This is a genomic window from Rugamonas apoptosis (assembly GCF_014042355.1).
Classification (GTDB): domain Bacteria; phylum Pseudomonadota; class Gammaproteobacteria; order Burkholderiales; family Burkholderiaceae_D; genus Rugamonas; species Rugamonas apoptosis.
Window position 1 is genome coordinate 237062 of sequence record NZ_JACEZU010000004.1, and the last position, 16349, is coordinate 253410.

Here is a 16349-nt window from a genome sequence, read left to right on the forward strand (position 1 = left end):
CCGGTACCAGGAAATAAACACCTCCTCACGCAACATGCGTGAGGCCGTCGATAGCAAACAGTCTACGCAGGGGGGTGTTTAGTGTGAATCGGCAAGAAGTCGGGCGGATGGGGCGAGAAGGACTAGACCGTTTAGGTCTTTGTGACTAGGCCGGCCGTGGATTCCGTGACAGCGACATTGCTGGCGACCGTCAGCAACTGTTGATACGACAGCAGGCGCCCGCCGCCGGCGCGCACGTAGGCTTGCGCGTGGTGCGCCGACGCGAAGGCGGCCACGCTGCCGGCCTCCCTACCCTGGCCCTGACCTTGACCCTGCGGGCCGCGCAGCACGTAGGTAGCCTGGCTCGCCGCCACCCAGCCGGCGGCATCGGCCGCGGGCGCGCCCGCAGCCTGCACGAAGCTGGCCCGCACGAAGCCGGGCTGCTCCACCGAGGCGAGCATGGCGAACATGGCCGACAGCGAGCAATAGAACACGGGGCGGCCCTGGTCATACTGAATCTGGCCGGTGGGCGCGGTGGCGCAGGACGCGGCCTGCGCGGTGGGCGCTGGCGCCGGCTGCGCGTCCGCATCGGCCGGCTGCAGCGACGGGGCCAGGAACAGCACCCGCAGCAAACCGGCCAACGCCACCGCCTGGGTGGCCACGCTCAGATAATGGCGCTTACTCGACAACATGACATAACCTTTACTCGCACGACGGCAGCTCCGTCCAAGCCACCATTGTCCCGACGACCACTCGCAAATAATATGATGTGGCTCAAGGATTTTCGTGACAGCCCTCAGCCAAAAGGACTAGGCTCGCTAGCCACTCGCGCCAATGGCGACGGCCGCCGCGCCGGGTTATACATACGGCTGGCGCGCGCGCACGATCCCTGTGTCGCATCGCACCAGCACAACGAAAGGAATCACCCGTGAATATCGCCAGTTTTACCGACCTGCTGTCGGCCGCCGCCATGCAAGCCGAACCCCAGCGCCTGCTGTTTACCTTCACCCGCGCCGAATACGAGGCCATCGACCCGGCCAACGCCGGTGCGCCGCGCCGCGGCACGCTCACGCCCGTCATGTGCGTCGATAAGCAAGTGGGGGAACTGGATACCTTCGCCAACCTGGTGGCGGAGTCGCGCGCCATGGGCGCGCCGTGGGATGTGGTGCTGGTGACCAGCCTGTCGGGCAGCGCCGGCCAGTTGCCGGACGCGCGCAAGACCGAGGGCGCGTTGAAGGACATGGTGCAGGCCATCCAGCAGGGCCAGATGGAACGCTTCCTCGCCTTCGATCCGGAAGGCGAGCTGCTGCGGTTTTCCTGAGCGCGCGGGGCCGGGCCGGCCCCGATCACAACACCACGTCTTTGATGGCAAGCGCCAGTCCGCACGCTGGCGGTATAAATTTGATAAACTTATCGTTTATAAAATGATAAGGACCACACGCAATGCAAGCCATCGTCACCGGCGGTAGCCGTGGAATCGGACTGGAAATCACCAAACTCTTACTGGCGCGCGGTTACGCCATGCACGTGCTGTCGCGTACGGCGCCATCCGCGCCATTGACGGGGGCCACCTGGTGGTCCGCCGATATGGCTGATTATGCTGCGCTGTGCAAAACGGTGGACGCCATCGGTACGCCAGACGTACTGATCAACAACGCGGGCCAGATGAATCCCATGACGGCGCTCGATTACGATGACGCGGCCATCGGCAACATGCTGCAAGTGAACCTGATTTCGGCCGTCCGGTTGAGCGTCACGGTGGCCGAGCGCATGGCGGCCAAGGGCGGCGGCCGGATTGTCAGCCTGGGCTCGATCGCCGGCGAGATCGGCCATCCCGACATCTGGTATGGCATCTCCAAGGCCGGCCTGGCCAACGCCATGCGCTCGCTGGCCCGCAGCCACGGACCGCGTGGCGTGGTCGCCAATACCGTGGCGCCCGGCCCGATCGAAACGGACTTGATGCGGGCCATCCCCGAAGACCGCAAGCAACGCCTGCGCGCGGCCACCATCAACCAGCGCTTTTGCACGGCGCAGGAAGTGGCGACCACCGTATGCTGGCTCGCCACCGATGCACCGGCATGCATCAACGGCGAAGTGTTCGACGTCAACAACGGTGTCAATTATCGCTAGTCGGCCAAGTACCAGTAGCCCGCGTTGACCCAGCGCGTCAGCGCGGCCAGGATGGCGGGCTGCGACAGCCAGGGCGCCAGCAGCGCGCCATCGAGCCGTTCGTGATCGCACAGCACGGGCACGAAGCTGCTGCCCTGCGGACCAAAGGCTATCCGTTCGCCATCCACGTAGCACACGCCCTGCTCCACCGTGCCATCCACATAGAAACAGCGCAAGCCGCCCGTGCGTACCAGCGCACCGCCGGCCAGGGCCTCGGCCAACTCATGCTCTTCGTACGGCGACTCCAGCGCCTGCAGGTCCAGCTGGCACTTGGTGCGCGACAGGTAGCCGCCGGCCATATCGGCCAGTAACTTCTCATTATCCAGCACCGATTGCAGCTGGGCCCGGATGCGGGCGAAGTCGGCGCCGTCGATGCGGCCCTGCTGCGTGTGCAGCGGACGGCCCGCATCCTCCAGCAACTCATTGCCCAGTTCCTTGTCGATCAGGTGATCGGCCAGGGCGCTGAACATGTCGCACGCCGACTTGGCGCGGAAGCCGACCGAGAAACTCATCGCATTTTCCAGCGTCACGCCATCGTGCGGGAAGCCCGGCGGGATGTAGAGGATATCGCCCGCCTCCAGTACCTCGTCGATGATGGGCTCGAACGGGTCCGTATGCAGCAAGGCTTCATGGGCCGCGAACTCGCGGTGGTTGCCGCGCGCGCCCACGCGCCAGCGGCGCCGGCCCGAACCCTGGCAGATGAACACGTCGTAGCGGTCGATGTGGGGACCGACGCCGCCATCGGGCGTAGAATAGCTGATCATCACGTCATCCAGCCGCCACTTGGGCAGGAAGGAAAACGGCTCGACCAGGGCTTGCACTTCGGGCGCCCAGTGGTTGGCCGCCTGCACGATCAGGCACCATTCACGCTCACCCAGGCGTTCGTAGCTGTCGAACGGCCCGACTTCGGCCTGCCAGCGGCCATCACGGCGATAGACGAGGCGCGATTCAACCTGCTCCTCGCAGGCCAGGCCAGCCAGTTCGTCAGGGCTGATCGGGTCTTCGAAGTGGCGGAAGCCCCGGCGTATCAGCAGCGGTTGCCGTTGCCAGTAATGTTCAAGAAAATGTTCAAGCGTGAAGCCGGGCAGGTGTAAGGTATGCATGCGTGTTCGAAGTGTAGAGAATAGGCGAGGCCAACGTTGTATCACCGGCGCGCGGCAGGCGATAGCAACGGCATCAAGACCCCGTAAAATAGGGTGTCATGCCCCGGAATACGGGGCCTTTTGGTGGAATAAGGTGTTACGTCCCGGATTTCCCGGACTTTTCCGGTGGCGCGTCGGCCGACGGGTCGGCCATCTCTTGCGGCGCCTGTTCCGGTTCGGACTTGGCGTTCAGGCCGAACTTCTCCCAGCCCTCGCCCCACAGTTCGACCGGGTGCTGGGTGCGGTCCGAACCGTTGCCGCAGGCGAGCGAGTCGACCGGGCAGTATTTGTCGCAGCCCCAGCAGATACGCTCGGGGTGCCTGGGATTGATGGGGAAGATCTTTGCCATGCCTGACTCCTGATGGCCGCTTATCCGCGCCGCTCCAGCGGGCAGACCAGCGGCAGGAATTGCTGCTGGCGGGCCGAATAGGCCATCAGCGCGCCACTCTCAATGTCAAAATACCAGCCGTGCAGCTTGAGCAAGCCCTGCTCCACCCGCTCCTTGATCCACGGGTAGGTCAGCAGATTGTCCAGCGAATGCAGGATGCTGGCCAGTTCGCACGCCTTGTGCTGGTGCTCCTCGCTGCGGTGGGCCAGGTCGCGCTTGACCTGGTTGGCCACCGGTTCGGCGATCTTCATCCAGCGCCCCACGAAGTCGGTGTCGGCCAGTTTCTGGCGCGGCCCCATCAACGCGCGGATGCCGCCGCAGCGGGCGTGGCCCAGCACGATCACCCGCGCCACTTCCAGGTTGCAGATGGCGAACTCGATGGCCGAGCTGACGCCCGGCGGCGCGTCCGGCGTGCACGGCGGCACCAGGTTGGCGATATTACGCACCACGAACAGGTCACCCGGCTCGCTGCCCGTCAGCAGCATGGGGTCGACCCGCGAGTCGCAGCAGCCGATCAGCAAGGTGGCGGGCTTCTGGCCGGCCCGCAAACTGTCGTACAAGGATTGCGAATCGCTGAAATACTGCTGCTGAAAACGGGTGAAACCACTCAAGAATTTTTCAATCGCTTCCATCTCTGCTCCGAAGTTACTGCGAACCGCTACGCCGTCCGCGCGGCGCGGCCACGGCCTGCGTTCCCGGCGCCGCCAGCGCCTTGCGCATCGACGCAGGCCGCTCGAACGGCAGCACGGCGGCCAGCGGCGCCTCGACCTTGAACACGGCCACCAGTTCGGACAGACCGTCCGCCTGCTGCTGCAGCGCCTGGGCGGCCGCGGCCACCTGCTCCACCCGCACGGCATTGCTGCGCGTACCTTCATCCATCTGGCAGACGGCCTGGTTGATCTGTTCGATCCCCGCGCTCTGCTCGGCGCCGGCGCGGCTGATGTCGGCGATCACTGTCGTGACCTGGCCGATGCTGGTCAGGATCTCGTGCATGGTGGCGCCGGCCTGGTCGACCAGTTGCGCGCCCTCCGCCACTTGTTCCTGCGATTCCTGCACCAGTTGCTTGATCTGGCGCGCGGCGGCGGCCGATTGCTGCGCCAACTGGTGCACCTCGGTCGCCACCACGGCGAAGCCCTTGCCGTGATTGCCGGCCCGCGCCGCTTCCACCGCCGCGTTCAGTGCCAGCAAATTGGTCTGGAACGCCAGGCGGTCGATCACGCCGATGATGTCGCCGATCCGGCCGGCCGAGGTATTGATGGCGCCCATGGTGCGCACCACCTTGGCCACCACGGCTTCGCCCTCGTTGGCCACCTGCGCGGCCGACTGGGCCAGCCGGTTGGCCTGCTGGGCGCTGGCGCCGTTCTCGCGCACGGCCACCGTCAATTGTTCCATCGAGGCCGCCGTCTGCTGCAAGGCGCTCGCTTGCAGTTCGGTGCGCTCGGCCAGCTCCACGTTGCCGGCCGCGATGCTGTGGGCGGCGCCGTTGATGGCGGCCGTGCCGCCGCGCACGTCGCCCACGATCCGGGTCAGGCTGGTATTCATGTCCGCCAGCGATTGCAGCAGCTGGCCCGTCTCGTCGCGGCTCCCGACGACGATATGCTGGGTCAGGTCGCCGGCGGCCACGCTGCCGGCCACGCGCACGGCTTGCCGCAGCGGCCGCACGATGGCCCGTTGCAGCAGCACGCCGATCAACGCCGACAGCATCAGGCCAAAGACGATACCCGTCAGGCAAGCCAGGCGCACGCGCTGGTAGATCAACTGGCTGTGCTCGAATTCAGCGTGCGCGCTGGTCAGGTGCAGCGCCATCAGCGCATCGACGTTCTTGCGCAAGGGGACCAGCAACTGGGCCAGCGGACCATGTATCTGTTCCCGCGCGGCGGCGTGATTGTTGCTCCGCAGCGCTTCGATGGCGGGCCGCAAGCCCTGCGCGACGAAGGCCTGGCGGCTGGCCGCATAATCGCGCGCCAGCGTCACTTCCTCGGGACGCAATCCACTCCGGACGTAGGCATCCCACATCTGGACGATCTTGGCCATGCGTTCTTCGACCCGCGCCATCTCGGGCAACACCACCTCGGGCGCCTCGTTGAGGGATTGCGCCACCGACAGTTGGTTGGCGTCGATCAGCCGCACGATCTGGTCGAGCTGCGACATGGGCAACATGCGCTGCTCATAGTTGTTGCGCAACGTATCGTTGGCGGCGGCCAGGCTGACCAGGCCGATCACACCGCCCATGACCAGCAGGACGGACAAAAAACCGATCACGAACACAAGTCGCGACCGGATAGTAAGGTTGTTAAGCATGGAGGGTTCCAGCTGCTCACCGCACCGGATCAACCGGCGCAGGCACGCAGCTTTTCTTCGTCGAGGATGGTGACCTTGCGGCCTTTGAACGCGATCAGTTGTTGGGTGCTCAGGTCGGCCATGATGCGCGAGAAGTGTTCCGGCGTGAGGTTGAGGCGGGACGCCAGCACGGCCTTGGCCACGGGCAGCGTCAGTTCGGCGCCGGTATCGGCGCTGCGGTCCTTGAGCAGGTAGGACACCACGCGCTGGGTGCCCGAACGCAGCGAGTAGGACTCCATGTCGCACATCAGGCTGTGCATGCGCTGGCTCAGGCCGGCCAGCATCTTGACGGCGAACGCGGAATCGTTCTCGATCTCGCGGAAGATGGCTTGCTTGGACACGTGCAGCAGCAGCGAATCGGCCATGGCCTGCGACGATACGATGTAGGGACTGCCCATGAACATCAGCGCTTCACCGAAGCTGTGGCCGGGGCCGATCAGTTCGATCACCTTCTCGGCGCCCTGGGCGGAAGTGAACGACAGCTTGATCTGCCCATACAGCACCACGTGGAAACCCACGCACGGATCGCCACGCTGGAAGATGATTTCCCCCCGTTCGGCCCGCACTTCGGTGGTGCCCAGGGCGATGCGATCCAGTTCCTCCGGGCGCATCGAGTTAAACAGCGGTACGCGCGACAGGAAGGTTTGTACTTTGATTTTTGTCTTGTCCATCATGTCCTCAAATGGTCCTGGAATAACGGATCGGGCTCGGGCCCTCTTCGCGCGGCGCGTGCAGGTAGCTGTCGAACGCCATGCAGACGTTACGGATCAGCAGGCGGCCGCGCATCTTGACTTTCACGCCGTCGCCATCCGCCGTCAGCAAGCCCTGCTCTTCCAGCGGCTTCAGACGGGCCAGGTCGGCCGCGAAATAGTCGGCCGCGGCCTGGCCGCCCGGAATGGTGAGGTCGGCGTAATGGAGTTCGAAGTCGCACATCAGTTTGCCGATCACGCTGCGGCGCAGCAGGTCGTCCTCGGTCAGGTCGATGCCGCGCACGATCGGCAGCTCGCCCGCGTCCAGCCGTTCGTAGTAGGCCGACAGCACCTTCTCGTTCTGGGCGTAGCTGCCGCCCACGTCGCTGATAGCCGACACGCCCAGCGCCACCATGTCGGCGTCGGCATGGGTGGAATAGCCCTGGAAATTGCGGTGCAACTCACCGTCCACCTGGCTGCGGGCCAGATCGTCCTCGGGCAGCGCGAAGTGGTCCATGCCGATGTAGACGTAGCCGGCGGCCGTCAGGCGCGCGATGCACAGGCCCAGCATCTCCAGCTTGGTTTCGCCGTCCGGCAGCAGATCCGCGTCGATCAGGCGCTGGGCCTTGAACAGGTGCGGCATGTGGGCGTAGTTGTAGATGGCGATGCGGTCGGGACGGGCGCCGATCACCTTGTCCAGCGTGGGGCCCATGCTGGCCACGGTCTGCTTGGGCAGGCCGTAGATCAGGTCCACGCTGATGGAACGGAAATCGGCCGCGCGCGCCGCCTCCAGCACGGCGATGGTCTGCTCGTAGGGCTGGATGCGGTTGACGGCTTGCTGCACTTCTGGATCGAAGTCCTGGATACCCAGGCTGATGCGGTTGAAGCCCTGGCGGCGCAGCGTGTGGATGCGCTCCGGGGTGACGGTGCGCGGGTCCACTTCCACGGAGAACTCGCCCTCTTGGTCCGACACAAAAGCGAAATGCTGGCGCAGGTAGGCCAGCAAGTCTTCCATCTGTTCGTCCGTCAGGTAGGTGGGGGTGCCGCCCCCGAAGTGCAGCTGGTCGACCTGGTTGATGCCGGTGAACAGCTTGGCCTGCATGGCGATTTCGCGCCGCAGGTAGTCCAGGTAAGTGACAGCCTTGCTGTGGTCCTGCGTGATGATCTTGTTGCAGGCGCAGTAGTAGCACAGCGATTCGCAGAACGGGATGTGGATGTACAGCGACAACCCGCTTGGCGTACCCCGGGCCCGCACCCGCTCCACGGCCTCCTCATATTGTTGCTGAGCGTAGCCTTTGATGAAACGGTCAGCCGTGGGATAGGACGTGTAGCGCGGTCCCATCTGGTTGAGCTTGCGCACGAGCGCAGCATCGAACTCCACCGACGGCGTGAGCGGGATGACTTTGGGGGTAGACATATTGTAACTCCAGGTTAGGCGTTGACCGCCACGAAGACTATTCCAAAACAACCGCAGCGCGCAACTCTACCAACGCCGCGGTTGATTTGAACAATCCTTTAGCAAGGCATGGCGGCACCCTTGCGAGCATAGCACCACCAGGTGATGGCGATACAGCTCATGTAGAAACCGATGAAGCACCACAGGGCCGTGTCGGGGCTGCCCGTCATGGCGATCGAGGTGCCGTAGCTCTTCGGAATGAAGAAGGCGCCGTAGGCGGCCATGGCCGAGGTGAAGCCCAGTACGGCGGCGCCTTCCTTGTTGGCATCCACCACCGCTTGTTCCTGCACGGCTTGTGGTTTGCCGGCGGCGGCGCGCTGATGTTCGGTCAGGAAGATCACGGGGATCATGCGGAAGGTCGAAGCATTACCGACGCCGGTACCGGCGAACAGGGCCATGAACATCCAGAAGAAACCGGTGAAGTTGCCGGCCACGCCATCATGGGGAGCGAAGTGCAGCACGCCCAGCACGGCGGCGATCATGAAGATGAAGGTCCAGAAGGTGACGCGGGCGCCGCCCAGTTTGTCGGAGATGATGCCCCCCACCACGCGGGCCAGCGCGCCCACCAGAGGGCCGAGGAAGGCGTATTGCAGCGGATTGACGTCGGGGAACTGGGTTTTCATCAGCAGCGGGAAGGCGGCCGAGTAACCGATGAACGAGCCGAAGGTGCCCGTGTACAGCCAGCACATGAGCCAGTTGTGTTTGCGCTTGAAGATCACCGCTTGTTCAGCGAACGAGGCTTTGGCCGACGCCAGGTCGTTCATGCCGAACCAGGCCAGCAGGCTGCTGATGGCGATGAACGGCACCCAGATGAAACCGGCGTTCTGCAGCCACAGGGTGCTGGTCTGACCCAGCTTGCCGATGGTCTGGCCGTCGCCACCGATGGTGCCGAACACGCCCATGGTGATCACCAGTGGCACCACGAACTGCACCGCCGACACGCCCAGGTTACCGAGGCCGGCGTTCATGCCCAGTGCGTAGCCTTTCTGCGCTTTGGGGAAGAAGAAGCTGATATTGGCCATCGACGAAGCGAAGTTACCGCCGCCGAAGCCGCACAGCAGGGCCAGGATCAGCATGGTGGGATAGCCGGTGCTGGTGTCCTGCACGGCGAAACCGATGCCGATGGCCGGGATCAGCAGCGAGGCGGTGGAAATCGTGGTCCACTTGCGGCCGCCGAAGATGGGCACCATGAACGAGTAGAAGATGCGCAGCGTGGCGCCCGACAGGCCGGGCAAGGCCGTCAGCCAGAACAGCTGGTTGGTGCTGTATTTAAAGCCGATGGCCGGCAGCTTGACCACCACCACGCTCCACACCATCCACACGGCGAAGGCCAGCGCCAGCGCGGGGATGGAGATCCACAGGTTGCGGTTGGCCGTACTTCGGCCCGTGTTCTGCCAGAAGGCCGGCGTTTCCGGCTCCCAGGTATTGATCATGTATTTGCTCATATTATTCTCCTGATTTCACTAATATTTTTCGGGTCGGATCAGTTCAAGCCGCAACTGCCTGGCGCGCGCCACCGACCGCCGGCGCCGTGGCGGCCGGACGGAACGAGAAGTGCATCCACACCAGCGAGACGCAGACAGTGCCGTACAGCAGCATGAAGGCGCTGGAACGTACACCCGTCAGGTCGACCAGGGCGCCGAACATGATCGGCAGGATGAAGCCACCCAGGCCGCCGGCCAGGCCCACCACGCCGGATACGGCGCCGATGTTGTCGCTGAAGTCGTCGGCGATGAATTTGAAGACGGAAGCCTTACCCACCGCCATGGCGGTACCGACGATGAACAGCAGGGCCGTAAACATCCACGGCGTGACGGACAGGTGCAGCACCATGTCGCCCTTGACGGTCTTGACCACCATGTCGGTCGGTGGATACGACAGCAGGAAGAAGCAGATCCAGCACACCCACATCACGGCCCAGGTGACCTTGTGGGCACCGTAACGGTCCGAGATCCAGCCGCCCACGGCGCGCAGCACGCCGCCCGGCAACGAGAAGCAGGCGGCCAGCAAGGCGGCCAGCTTCAGGTCGAAGCCGTATTCGGCCACGTAATATTTGGTCATCCACAGGGCCAGGCCCACATAACCGCCGAACACCACGGAGTAGTACTGGCAATAACGCCATACGCGGCGGTCTTTCAGCACCTTGAGCTGCTGACTGAAAGTCACGCTGCCCGACACCAGGTGCGACGGGTCGCTATAAGTAAACACCCAGAACGCCAGCGCCGTCACCAGCATGGCGGCCGCGTACACGGTGGGCAGCATCTGCCAGCCGAACGCGGTGATGATGGCCGGGGCGACGAACTTGGTCAGGGCCGAGCCGGAGTTACCGGCGCCGAAAATACCCATCGCCAGGCCGCGGCGCTCTTTCGGGAACCAGCGCGCCACATAGGGCGTGCCGACCGAGAACGAACCGCCGGCCAGGCCGACGAACAGGCCCAGGACGAGGAATTGCCAATATTGGGTGGCGAGGCCGATCATGTAGATGGGAATCACGGTGGCCAGCATCAGCGCGAAGAACACGATACGGCCACCGAAGCGGTCGCACCAGATACCCAGCGGTACGCGCACCAGCGAACCGCTCAGCACGGGCATGGCGGCCAGCAGGCCGAATTCCGTCTCGTTCAAGCCCAGACTCTTTTTGATGGGAATACCCAGCACCGCGAACATCATCCAAATCGCGAAACAGATGGTGAAGGCCGTCGTACTGCTGACCAGCACCTGTATCGCCTTTCTCTTGTTTTCCACTTTGCTTCTCCTGACACACTATGGGATGACGTCAGGTTACGCGCCCGCACACAGAGACACTATTACCCGTAGGGCTAAATCAAGACGGCAATCAGGCTAGCCGCATCAGCCAAAAGAACTAGTTGTTACATCCCGCTGTTGCAACAATTGCATGGGTATCGCCCCGCCCCGCCCCAGACCGATGCCGCTCCCGCCACCGGGCGCCTCCACCAGGTCGGCCAGGGTGGCCCGGTCCAGCACCCCCAGGTAGGCGGCCGTGGCCTGGCCCAGCAAGCCTTTCAAGCCGCAGCAGCTCGCGTAGGGGCATACTTCGCGCGCCGTGTCGAAACACGCCGCCATGAAGAAGTCGTTTTCCGTGTGGCGCACCACGGCGCCCACGCTGATGTCCTCGGGCGCCTTGGCCAGCCGCAGCCCGCCATTGCGGCCCCTGACGGTCTGCACCAGCCCCGTCAAGCCTAATTGATACACCACCTTCATGAGGTGGTTCTTCGAAATGCCATGCTGGCTGGCGATCTCCTGGATCGTCACCAGCCGGTCGCGCTGGCCGGCCAGGTGAATCAGCGTGCGTAGCGTGTAATCGGTATATGCGGTCAGCCTCATGGCGCCCTCGTTGTATATATTGCAATTCTGAACATGAAATCGCCCTGCGAGAAGGCGTTGTTGGATTATTGATGCATCCAAAATATTTGTTCATAACTTGGATCAAGAAAAACATACATTTGTTATGCTTCTTTAAAACACCGGCCTATTATTCGTATCAGACGAGCGCCAACACTGTGGCTCGCACCGATTCACATCACCCACCATGAGGAACTTAGCCATGCACGCTACGCGCAAACTCTGGACCTGGCTGGCCGTCATCTGCGTACTATCCTTTACCGTTCTCGGTTGGGTAGGCGCGGAAATTTATCTGACAGCCCCGCCTATCCCCAAACACATCGTCACCACCGATGGCCAGCAGCTCTATTCGGGCGAGCAGGTCCAGCGCGGCCAGGAAGCCTGGCTGTCCGCCGGCGGCCAGCAACTCGGTACCGTCTGGGGCCACGGCAGCTACGTGGCGCCGGACTGGTCGGCCGACTGGCTGCACCGCGAATCGCTGGCCCTGCGCGAAATCTGGGCTCAGCGCGAATTCAAGGTGCCGTTCGACCAGCTGAACAAATCCACCCAGGCCGCGCTGACTGCCCGCCTGCAGGAAGAGATGCGTCGCAACACCTACGACAAGGCGAGCGACACCATCACCCTGTCGGCCGACCGCGCCGCCGCCGTGCGCGAAGTCGCTTCCCACTATATGGGCTTGTTCGGCACTGATCCGAAACTGGAAGCGCTGCGCATCCAGTACGCCATGAACGCCAACTCGCTGCCGGATCAAGACGATCTGCAAGCGCTGCCTGCGTTTATCTTCTGGTCGTCGTGGGCCGCCGGCACCGACCGTCCAGGCGCCACCCTGCTCAGCTACACCAGCAACTGGCCTAGCGAACCGCTGATCAACAACCGCCCAACGGCCACCGCCGGTATCTGGTCGGTCGCCTCCATCATCCTGATGATCGGCGCCATCGCCGCCATGGTCATGTTCCACTCGACCGCCAAGGAAGAGGCAGACCCTGTTCCACCGAAGAACGACCCACTGTTCAGCCTGAAGGCCACTCCTTCCATGCTGGCTACCAAGAAGTACTTCTTCGTCGTCATCGGCCTGATCCTGGCCCAAGTCGCCATGGGCGCCATCACGGCCCACTACGCTGTTGAAGGCCATAGCTTCTTCGGCTTCCCTCTGGCCGACATCCTGCCGTTCACCGTCAGCCGCACCATCCACACCCAGTTCGCCGTGCTGTGGATCGCCACCGCCTGGCTGGCCACCGGCCTGTACATCGCGCCGGCCATCTCCGGTCACGAACCGAAGTTCCAGAAACTGGGCGTGAACGTGTTGTTCTACGCACTGCTGTTCATCGTGGTCGGTTCGACCGCCATGGGCTGGATCGGTTCCGTCGCCCACAAAGGCAGCGCCTTCCAGTTCTGGATCGGTAACCAGGGCCTGGAATTCACCAGCATGGGCCGTGTGTGGCAAATCCTGCTGTTCGTCGGCCTGCTGTTCTGGGTCACCCTGCTGGGCCGTGGTCTGTGGCCTGCGCTGAAAAAGCCATCGGAAAGCCGCGGCCTGATCGCCATGGTGTTCCTGTCGGCCCTGTGCATCGGCGGCTTCTACGCCACCTCGCTGACCTGGGGTCGTAGCACCCACTACTCGATGATCGAATACTGGCGCTGGTGGTTGGTCCACCTGTGGGTGGAAGGCTTCTTCGAAGTGTTCGCCACGGCCGTTATCGCTCTGCTGTTCACCCGTCTGGGCCTGATCCGCGCCGCGACCGCCAACAGCGCCATCGTGCTGGAAACCATCGTGTTCCTGTTCGGCGGCATCCTGGGCACCCTGCACCACCTGTACTTCACCGGTACCCCGACCTTCGTGATCGCCATCGGCGCCATGTTCTCGGCACTGGAAGTGGTCCCACTGTCGATGATCGGTGTGGAAGCGTACCGCAACTACCAACGCTCGAAGGCCGCACCATGGGTCCAGAGCTACAAGTGGTCGATCCTGTGCTTCATCGCCGTGGGCTTCTGGAACACGGTCGGCGCCGGCCTGCTGGGCTTCTCGATCAACACCCCGATCGCCCTGTACTACATGCAAGGCCTGAACCTGACGGCCGCCCACGGCCACGCCGCCCTGTTCGGCGTGTACGGCATGCTCGGTATCGGTCTGATGCTGTTCTGCCTGCGTGGCCTGGTCGCCCGCACCGCCTGGGCCGACAGCCTGCTGAAGCCGATGTTCTGGCTGCTCAACATCGGCCTGGCCATGATGGTGTTCATCTCGCTGGTACCGGCTGGTATCTACCAGGCCTGGGCCAGTGTCACCGAAGGCATGTGGTTCGCCCGCTCGCCTGAAGTGGTGCACTCGAAAGTGATGGAAACACTGGTGTGGCTGCGCGTTCCTGGCGACATCGTGTTCGCCCTGGGCACGCTGTTCCTGGCGCTGTTCGCATGGCGCCTGATGACCAGCGGCGGCAAAGCCACCGCATCGCAAGGTGCAGTAACGGGCGCCGACCGCGCCTGATCTGAAGTAATCCTGGGCCGCGCTCGCGGCCCATCCCCGGGAGGCGCGCGCCGCCTCCCCCTCTTTGATTATATTGACCTGGAGTGTTAACATGTCCCACGATTGCTCGCAACCGACCGGCCCCGAAGGCATTTACCCATTCGATGCCCGCGGCGTTGCCAAACGATTCCGCCACGCCGCCATCTTCGGCGCGCTGGATGCCCTGAACCCCGGAGAAGTCATGCGTTTTTGTAACGACCACGATCCCCTGCCGCTGCTGAACCAGATCGCCCAGTTCTTCGGCCCGCGCGTCAAGGTCGCCTACGTGTCGCGCCAGCCTGGCCAGGTCATCATCGACTTCCTGGTTTCGGCCTGACCGCCCGTAATGGACTACTACGCGATCAAGCACTTTCACATGGGCTGCGCCGCCATGAGCGGCAGCCTGTTCCTGCTGCGCGGTTACTGGATGCTGTCCAATCCGGCCCGCCTGCAGCAGCGCTGGGTGCGCACGGCGCCCCACATGATCGATACGGCGCTGCTGGCCAGCGCGCTGACCATGGTAGTCCTGTCCGCCCAATATCCGTTCGTGCAAGGCTGGCTCACCGCCAAGGTGCTGGCCCTGCTGCTCTACATCGTACTGGGCACCATCGCCCTCAAGCGCGGCAAGACCCGCGCCGTGCGCGCCACCGCCTTCGCCGGTGCCGTCACCGCCTTCCTCTACATCGGCGGCGTCGCCTTCACCAAGCAAGTCTGGCCGTTCTGAAGCTCCCCATGCGCGGTTCGCGCAATTCGACAACCTGGATCAAGGTTTGTCCCCCATCCCCGGAAAATCGGTAACTTACATCAAGGAAAGTCTTCCACCCTGACCGTAGCATGGAGTTGTCATCCACTTCAGGGATGACACCATCAACCAACAAGGTGAAGAAGATGAAGAAGAAATACAAACTTGCCGCAACCTGGCTGGCCAGCGTTACCGCCGCACTCAGCATGGTTCCCGTCAACGCTGCCGCGCCTGCGGCCCCGGCTGCTGAAGCCGCCCTGCCCGTTGTAGTGCAGGAACTGGTAGCGCCACCCGCGCTGCCACCGCGCATCACCCGCACCACGGCCGCACGCGTGGTCGTCAACCTGACGGTGGAAGAGATCGAGCGCGAGATCGCCCCCGGCACGCGCTACACCTTCTGGACCTTCGGCGGCACCGTGCCGGGCAAAATGATCCGCGTGCGCGAAGGCGACACGGTGGAACTGCACCTGAAGAACCTGCCCGGTAACAAACTGCCCCACAATATCGACCTGCACGCCGTGACCGGCCCAGGCGGCGGTGCCGCGCAAACCCTGATCGCTCCGGGTAACGAAGCCACCTTCACCTTCAAGACCTTGAATCCGGGCCTGTATGTGTACCACTGCGCCACGGCGCCGGTCGACATGCACATCGGTAACGGCATGTACGGCATGATCCTGGTCGAGCCGAAAGAAGGCATGGCGCCCGTCGATAAAGAGTTCTACGTGATGCAGGGTGAGTTCTACACCACCGGCGCTTACCGCGCCCCTGGCCTGCAACCGTTCGACATGCAGAAAACCATCGACGAGAAGCCAACCTACGTGCTGTTCAACGGCGCCGACGGCGCGCTGACCGGCGCCAACTCGCTGAAAGCCAACGCCAACGAGAAAGTGCGTATGTACTTCGGCGTCGGCGGCCCGAACATCACCTCCAGCTTCCACATCATCGGCACCATCTTCGACAAGGTCTATACCGAAGGCGGCACCCGCTACCAGGAAAACGTGCAGACCACCATGGTGCCTGCCGGCGGTTCGGCCATCGTGGAATTCGTGCCGCGCGTACCGGGCAACCTGACGCTGGTGGACCACTCGCTGTCGCGCGCCTTCAACAAGGGCGCCATCGGCCTGATGGCCATCACCGGCCCTGAACAGCCAGGCATCTACAGCAAGGGCATCAAGACGCCACTGCCAGGCGTAGTGGCCAAGGCCACGCCTGCCGCGGCGCCTGTGCCGGTGCTGACCGGTTCCGCCCACGCTGCCCAGCAGGTACGCGGCAAGCAAGTGTATGAAAGCACTTGCGCCGCCTGCCACCAGGCTGACGGCAAGGGTGTGGCTGGCGTGTTCCCGCCACTGGCCAATTCGGACTTCTTCCAACAACGTCCGTATGAGATGGCGCACATCGTCATCAATGGCCGTAGCGGCGAACTGGTGGTCAACGGCGATCACTACAACGGTGTGATGCCGGCCCAGGACTTGAACGACGACGACGTGGCAGCCGTGATCAACTACGTCAACGTGGAGCTCAACAAGGGCAAGCCGGTGATCACCCCGGCGCAAGTGCGCGATATGCGCAAGGCCAAGTAAT

The 16349-nt window shown here is 63.5% G+C and carries 16 protein-coding genes; 6 read left to right on the forward strand and 10 right to left on the reverse strand.

All coding sequences use genetic code 11. The features are described 5' to 3' along the window. Positions 1-131: 131 nt before the first annotated feature. On the reverse strand, positions 132-671 hold the full coding sequence (locus tag H3H39_RS10270) for a nitrous oxide reductase accessory protein NosL (RefSeq protein WP_182153272.1): 540 nt from the start codon (positions 669-671) through the stop codon (positions 132-134). A gap of 236 nt (positions 672-907) precedes the next feature. Between H3H39_RS10270 and H3H39_RS10275 the strand changes: the two genes are divergently transcribed. Both H3H39_RS10275 and H3H39_RS10280 read left to right on the forward strand, forming a co-directional pair. After that, positions 908-1300 carry a hypothetical protein gene (locus H3H39_RS10275; RefSeq protein ID WP_182153273.1) on the forward strand — a complete coding sequence of 131 codons (393 nt, stop codon included), beginning with the start codon at positions 908-910 and terminating at the stop codon, positions 1298-1300. Positions 1301-1422: 122 nt separating this feature from the next. After that, positions 1423-2109 carry an SDR family NAD(P)-dependent oxidoreductase gene (locus H3H39_RS10280; protein ID WP_182153274.1) on the forward strand — a complete coding sequence of 229 codons (687 nt, stop codon included), beginning with the start codon at positions 1423-1425 and terminating at the stop codon, positions 2107-2109. Here H3H39_RS10280 and H3H39_RS10285 read toward each other — a convergent pair. From H3H39_RS10285 to H3H39_RS10325, 9 genes are all read right to left on the reverse strand, one after another. After that, positions 2106-3251, reverse strand: a complete 1146-nt coding sequence (locus H3H39_RS10285; RefSeq protein ID WP_182153275.1) for a cupin domain-containing protein — start codon at positions 3249-3251, stop codon at positions 2106-2108. The two genes, H3H39_RS10280 and H3H39_RS10285, sit on opposite strands and share 4 nt — an antisense overlap. Positions 3252-3387: 136 nt before the next feature. Beyond that, positions 3388-3639: a DUF3079 domain-containing protein gene (locus H3H39_RS10290; protein ID WP_182153276.1), complete on the reverse strand. Its 252-nt coding sequence runs from the start codon at positions 3637-3639 to the stop codon at positions 3388-3390. 20 nt (positions 3640-3659) lie between these two features. Beyond that, positions 3660-4310: a carbonic anhydrase gene (locus H3H39_RS10295; protein ID WP_182153277.1), complete on the reverse strand. Its 651-nt coding sequence runs from the start codon at positions 4308-4310 to the stop codon at positions 3660-3662. Positions 4311-4323: 13 nt separating this feature from the next. Continuing rightward, positions 4324-5979 (reverse strand): methyl-accepting chemotaxis protein, encoded by a 1656-nt coding sequence (locus tag H3H39_RS10300; RefSeq protein WP_182153278.1) that lies wholly within the window; start codon positions 5977-5979, stop codon positions 4324-4326. A 29-nt stretch (positions 5980-6008) separates the two neighbouring features. After that, entirely contained in the window at positions 6009-6689 is a 681-nt protein-coding gene (locus H3H39_RS10305) for a Crp/Fnr family transcriptional regulator (RefSeq protein ID WP_182153279.1), read from the reverse strand. A 7-nt stretch (positions 6690-6696) separates the two neighbouring features. After that, positions 6697-8124, reverse strand: coding sequence for an oxygen-independent coproporphyrinogen III oxidase (gene hemN / locus H3H39_RS10310; RefSeq protein WP_182153280.1), 1428 nt, complete (start codon positions 8122-8124; stop codon positions 6697-6699). Between the two features lie 98 nt (positions 8125-8222). Beyond that, complete coding sequence (locus H3H39_RS10315; RefSeq protein ID WP_182153281.1) at positions 8223-9608, reverse strand: NarK family nitrate/nitrite MFS transporter; 1386 nt, start codon at positions 9606-9608, stop codon at positions 8223-8225. A 43-nt stretch (positions 9609-9651) separates the two neighbouring features. After that, positions 9652-10908, reverse strand: coding sequence for an MFS transporter (locus tag H3H39_RS10320; protein ID WP_311196889.1), 1257 nt, complete (start codon positions 10906-10908; stop codon positions 9652-9654). Between the two features lie 105 nt (positions 10909-11013). Then, the gene (locus H3H39_RS10325) at positions 11014-11508 is read right to left on the reverse strand and encodes an RrF2 family transcriptional regulator (RefSeq protein ID WP_182153282.1); all 495 of its coding nucleotides are present in this window, start codon (positions 11506-11508) and stop codon (positions 11014-11016) included. Positions 11509-11728: 220 nt separating this feature from the next. Between H3H39_RS10325 and H3H39_RS10330 the strand changes: the two genes are divergently transcribed. From H3H39_RS10330 to nirK, 4 genes are all read left to right on the forward strand, one after another. Beyond that, positions 11729-14008, forward strand: a complete 2280-nt coding sequence (locus H3H39_RS10330) for a nitric-oxide reductase large subunit (protein ID WP_182153283.1) — start codon at positions 11729-11731, stop codon at positions 14006-14008. Positions 14009-14099: 91 nt separating this feature from the next. After that, on the forward strand, positions 14100-14363 hold the full coding sequence (locus H3H39_RS10335; protein ID WP_182153284.1) for a DUF2249 domain-containing protein: 264 nt from the start codon (positions 14100-14102) through the stop codon (positions 14361-14363). Positions 14364-14372: 9 nt separating this feature from the next. Then, positions 14373-14750, forward strand: coding sequence for a SirB2 family protein (locus H3H39_RS10340; RefSeq protein ID WP_182153285.1), 378 nt, complete (start codon positions 14373-14375; stop codon positions 14748-14750). A 164-nt stretch (positions 14751-14914) separates the two neighbouring features. After that, positions 14915-16348, forward strand: a complete 1434-nt coding sequence (gene nirK / locus H3H39_RS10345) for a copper-containing nitrite reductase (RefSeq protein ID WP_182153286.1) — start codon at positions 14915-14917, stop codon at positions 16346-16348. Position 16349: the final 1 nt, after the last annotated feature.